The sequence below is a fragment of the Pseudomonas gregormendelii genome (assembly GCF_017114825.1).
Taxonomy (GTDB): domain Bacteria; phylum Pseudomonadota; class Gammaproteobacteria; order Pseudomonadales; family Pseudomonadaceae; genus Aquipseudomonas; species Aquipseudomonas gregormendelii.
This window is the reverse complement of record NZ_JADEVO010000080.1, coordinates 1-4056: the sequence shown is the minus strand read 5'-3', so window position 1 is coordinate 4056 and position 4056 is coordinate 1. Positions and strand designations below refer to the sequence as shown.

Sequence of the window (4056 nt, the reverse complement as noted above, 5' to 3'; positions counted from 1 at the left end):
CGATATCAGCCATTTTTTGATGCATCGCTACAACTGGATTCGGCCTCACCAATTCAACGAGGGGTTGGCACCAGCGCGGGCCGAGGAAAAACTTAACGTCGTGTCCGGGATTAGTTGACCACTACAGGATTCCAGCGACGTAGCTGTGGATGAACAGCGGCCTTAGTCCCGACCACCCCCTACATGGCGGAGCGCTAAGACGTGCTTTTCTCTTGGTAGCACCTACAACCATTGCTCAAAGATACCGTTGGTAAATATGCGCTACCTCTAAGCCCGGGTTAGAACGCTGTGCAGACGGCGCGCTTTGCTCACGATCCACCTCCTCTGCGCGATGCATTTTCGGCTGCCAACCCTTAAGCGCTACTGCTTCATGAGAAAGATCGTCGTGCTTCTGAGCTTCATGAGCATATGAAACGCCCGCGTACGCAGCAAGCACCATTGCTGTGGCGAGAGCAATGCCAAGCAAACCCGCAGTATTTGGATTACTGAAACCTACCATCGCGATTCTCCAGGTACCCACGTCTGAGGCGTAAAGGCCGCTGAGACAGTGGAGCCATTTGAAGCTTGCGGTGTATCTGACAAGTGTCGGGGTATCGAAGTTTTGTATGCATAAATCGCTGACACCGTTCTGGATACGCTCAGATACAAGCATTCGGCTAGGTACACCAGGCACATGGTCATCGCCGACAGAGCAAAACCAGATGAAAGCACCCCGCAGCTTGCTAGCGACCAGGCAATCAAAGTTCGATGAGGAGGATTAATACTCAAGGATGAGAGACGCATCAGAGCTGATTATCTAAAGAGACTTACGTCCCAATGATTCTGGCCCTTACGCAAGATATCCTTTTTTTAAGGCTTCGGAGGGCTTCATCATGAACAGGCTGCTGTCGGACATGAAAGGTTGGGTGGTTTCACTAAGCTCCTTGGTGCTTTTTCGATCCGGCTTGGTTGATGCGAATCTCGTGTCCTGCCTGAACAGCCCGATTTCCGAACATGAGGTTCATGTCCGTAGCGCCAAACGTGGAGCCTCCCAAGACTGTACTACTACCCATTTAAATCTCAGGCGGGTTGGCTTGGCGACAAATTTTCTCACGCCAGGAACCCATCTTGTAAGCCCACGCAAACTGTACATCCACCACGGAATTTACCTTGGAGACGGGACCGTAGCTCACTATTCCGGGTTGAGTGGCTCACTGAAAGCTGGTCCGATTGAGATAACCCATTTGGAGCACTTCGCGAACGGTCATTCAGTCTGGGTTTACCAAGACCACCCAGCATTTACTAGCGACGAGATCGTGGTACGTGCGCGGTCTAGAATCGGAGAGTCGAAATACAAAATTCTGAGCAACAATTGTGAACACTTCTGCACCTGGTGCATAAGCGGGGCCAGCAAGAGCGCTCAGGTGGATGAGTATCTACATTTTCCTCTCCGCTTGATCCATTTGATTTTGGCGCCAGAGCCCGGTCTGCTTGCATAGGCTGAAACCAAGTGCAGCCCACATCGTCAGAATGGAGTGCAAGCCATCGCCTCTCCCGTTCTGCGAATATCCCGGTCAATCGAATTGCTTGTCGCAGATTACCGGCTAGTGTTTATGTAATCCCGACAAGGTATTGCGGACCAGCAGGCCCATTGATTTATGAAAATCATAATGGAGACGACTGTGGCTGCTGACTCAGTTACCGATGGCCGAGCATCGCCTGCTGTGCTTCAGAGGATTGGGGCGATTGCACTTTCCAGCGGCATTTTCATTATCGACTCCCTCACCTCAATTGAGATCGCGGTTGCGGTTCTCTACGTCGCTGTGATCTTGATAGCGATCAACGTGTTCTCTAGGAGGGGTGTTGTAGGTGTCTCACTTGCCTGCATTGGATTGACGTTATCAGCTTTTTTTATTGCACATGGCGCCGACCTATACTCCGCGAGTTTTGCGCGTTGCCTTGTAAGCCTTTCCGCAATCGGCATTACGACACTGCTCGCGCTCAAGAACAAAGCCTCCAGCGATGAATTGCAGGAGCAGGTGCGGCTACTCGCGCAGACTCACGATGCGATTATCGTGCGTGACATGGATCAGATCATTACCAGCTGGAACGCAGGCGCGGAGGCACTATACGGATGGTCAGCATCACAGGCTGTCGGTCAGGATTTTCGCACGCTTTTAAATCCGCAATTGGCGATTCCCTGGTCCGAGATGATGACCGCGCTTCTCAAGACGGGTCAGTGGGAAGGGGAAGTGGTTGAACACGGCCGCGATGGAAATAGTATCAGCGTGATCAGCAGATGCTCCCTGTCGAGAGACGACAACGGCAACCCCAAAGCGATTCTTGCGACCCACAACGACATTTCCCAACGTAAACAAGCGATTAACGATTTGCGACGCAGTGAAGCCTTTCTCGCCGGTGCGCAACGGCTGAGTCAGACAGGGAGCATCGGACTTAAAATTCCCGGCGGCGACATGTACTGGTCCGAAGAAGCACGCCGGATCTTCGAATTCGGCGATGAGGAACAACCGGCGTTGGACAGCATTTTAGGAAAAACGCACCCGGACGATATCGATCTGATCAAAAAGTCAGTCGATGATGCCTACCGTGAACAGCCGTTTATCAAAGTGGAATATCGACTATTGATGGGCGATGCACGCATCAAGCATGTGCAGATGTTGGCACACTCCGTTGCGGATGCTTCCGGAAATGTCGAATACATTGGGGCTTTGATGGATGTGACCGATACAAAGTTATCCGAGGAGGCCCTTCACCGTTCCCAACAGGAGTTGGCTCACGTCACGAGGCTTTCAACCTTGGGTGAGCTTGCGGCATCCATCGCCCACGAAGTCAATCAGCCGCTTGCTGCTGTCAGTACCAATGGTACCGCGGGCCTGCGGTGGCTAGCTCGGGACGTGCCTAACCTCGAGGAGGCGCGCAGTGCAATCGAGCGAATGATGAGCGAAACCCATCGAGCCAGCGAAGTCATTCGGCGTATACGCGCGATGTCTCGCAAGACGGCGCCGCAAACTATGGCTCTTGATTTGTCCGAGGTGGTCAGCGAATCGTTAGAGCTAGTGAAGCGTGAGCTAAAGCGGAGCAAGGTCATCCTGACGTATAAACACGATGGTCATCCTGCTTTGATCGTGGGTGACCGCGTCCAATTGCAGCAAGTAATCATCAACCTGATCATGAACGCCATGCAAGCGATGGGGCACGCAAAAAGTGCAAATCGTACCTTGAATATAAGCGTCCGCCATAAACCGCCCAGTACTGTAGACGTAGACATTCAAGACAGTGGGCCGGGCATCTCACCTGAGCAGATCCCTAAACTGTTTGAGGCCTTCTATACAACCAAAACCGAAGGAATGGGAATGGGACTCTCCATATGCAGATCCATTGTCGAAGCACACGGCGGACGGGTATGGGCGACGTGTCAGCCGGGTGAAGGTGCGGTGTTTCATTTGTCATTCCCGCTTGGGCAGGAGGAGCATCCATGAATCGAGATGCCTCATCAACACACTCCTCCATCGATGGGCCGATAGTATTCGTGATTGATGACGAGGAATCTGTCCGTGTTGCGCTGAGCAGCCTCTTTCGCTCGATAGACATTCGTGTCGAGACGTTCGCGAAGCCGGCAGAATTCCTGGAGCACACTCCCCCTGACATTCCTTCGTGCCTGGTCCTGGACGTCCGCCTGAAAGGCCTCAGCGGCCTGGAATTCCAACAAAAATTAGTAGAATCAAATACAACGCTCCCAGTCATTTTCATGACCGGTCATGGCGACATCGCCATGGCTATCCAGGCCATGAAGGCGGGAGCAGTTGATTTTCTTGTCAAGCCGTTCCGGGATCAGGATCTCTTAGACGCAGTGTCTGCCGCTCACCAGATCGACACCCAAAGACGTGGAATCGAGAAGCGGAATGCTGAGATGAATGCCTGTTTCCTAAGGAAATCCTGAAAAAGACTTCCTGATTTGGCAAAATCCCCGGACACCAATCGCCGAGCTTTTCGATGATGAAGCAAATGACCTTCGCCGATGCCGAGTACGCCGGTAAGCGCAAGCAGACCCGCAAG

At 52.5% G+C, this 4056-nt stretch carries 4 protein-coding genes; 3 read left to right on the top strand and 1 reads right to left on the bottom strand.

The window, feature by feature from the left end:
* Positions 1-235: 235 nt before the first annotated feature.
* Positions 236-499, bottom strand: coding sequence for a hypothetical protein (locus IMW75_RS26525; protein ID WP_205894282.1), 264 nt, complete (start codon positions 497-499; stop codon positions 236-238).
* A gap of 373 nt (positions 500-872) precedes the next feature.
* Between IMW75_RS26525 and IMW75_RS26520 the strand changes: the two genes are divergently transcribed.
* The 3 genes from IMW75_RS26520 to IMW75_RS26510 all read left to right on the top strand — a co-directional run bounded on the left by IMW75_RS26520 (position 873) and on the right by IMW75_RS26510 (position 3940).
* Positions 873-1478 carry a lecithin retinol acyltransferase family protein gene (locus IMW75_RS26520; RefSeq protein ID WP_205894281.1) on the top strand — a complete coding sequence of 202 codons (606 nt, stop codon included), beginning with the start codon at positions 873-875 and terminating at the stop codon, positions 1476-1478.
* A 159-nt stretch (positions 1479-1637) separates the two neighbouring features.
* A complete protein-coding gene (locus IMW75_RS26515) occupies positions 1638-3479 on the top strand; it encodes a PAS domain-containing sensor histidine kinase (RefSeq protein ID WP_237142349.1) in 1842 nt (613 codons plus the stop codon).
* Complete coding sequence (locus IMW75_RS26510) at positions 3476-3940, top strand: response regulator transcription factor (protein ID WP_205894280.1); 465 nt, start codon at positions 3476-3478, stop codon at positions 3938-3940. The genes IMW75_RS26515 and IMW75_RS26510 overlap by 4 nt, the downstream gene beginning before the upstream one ends.
* Positions 3941-4056 lie beyond the last annotated feature (116 nt).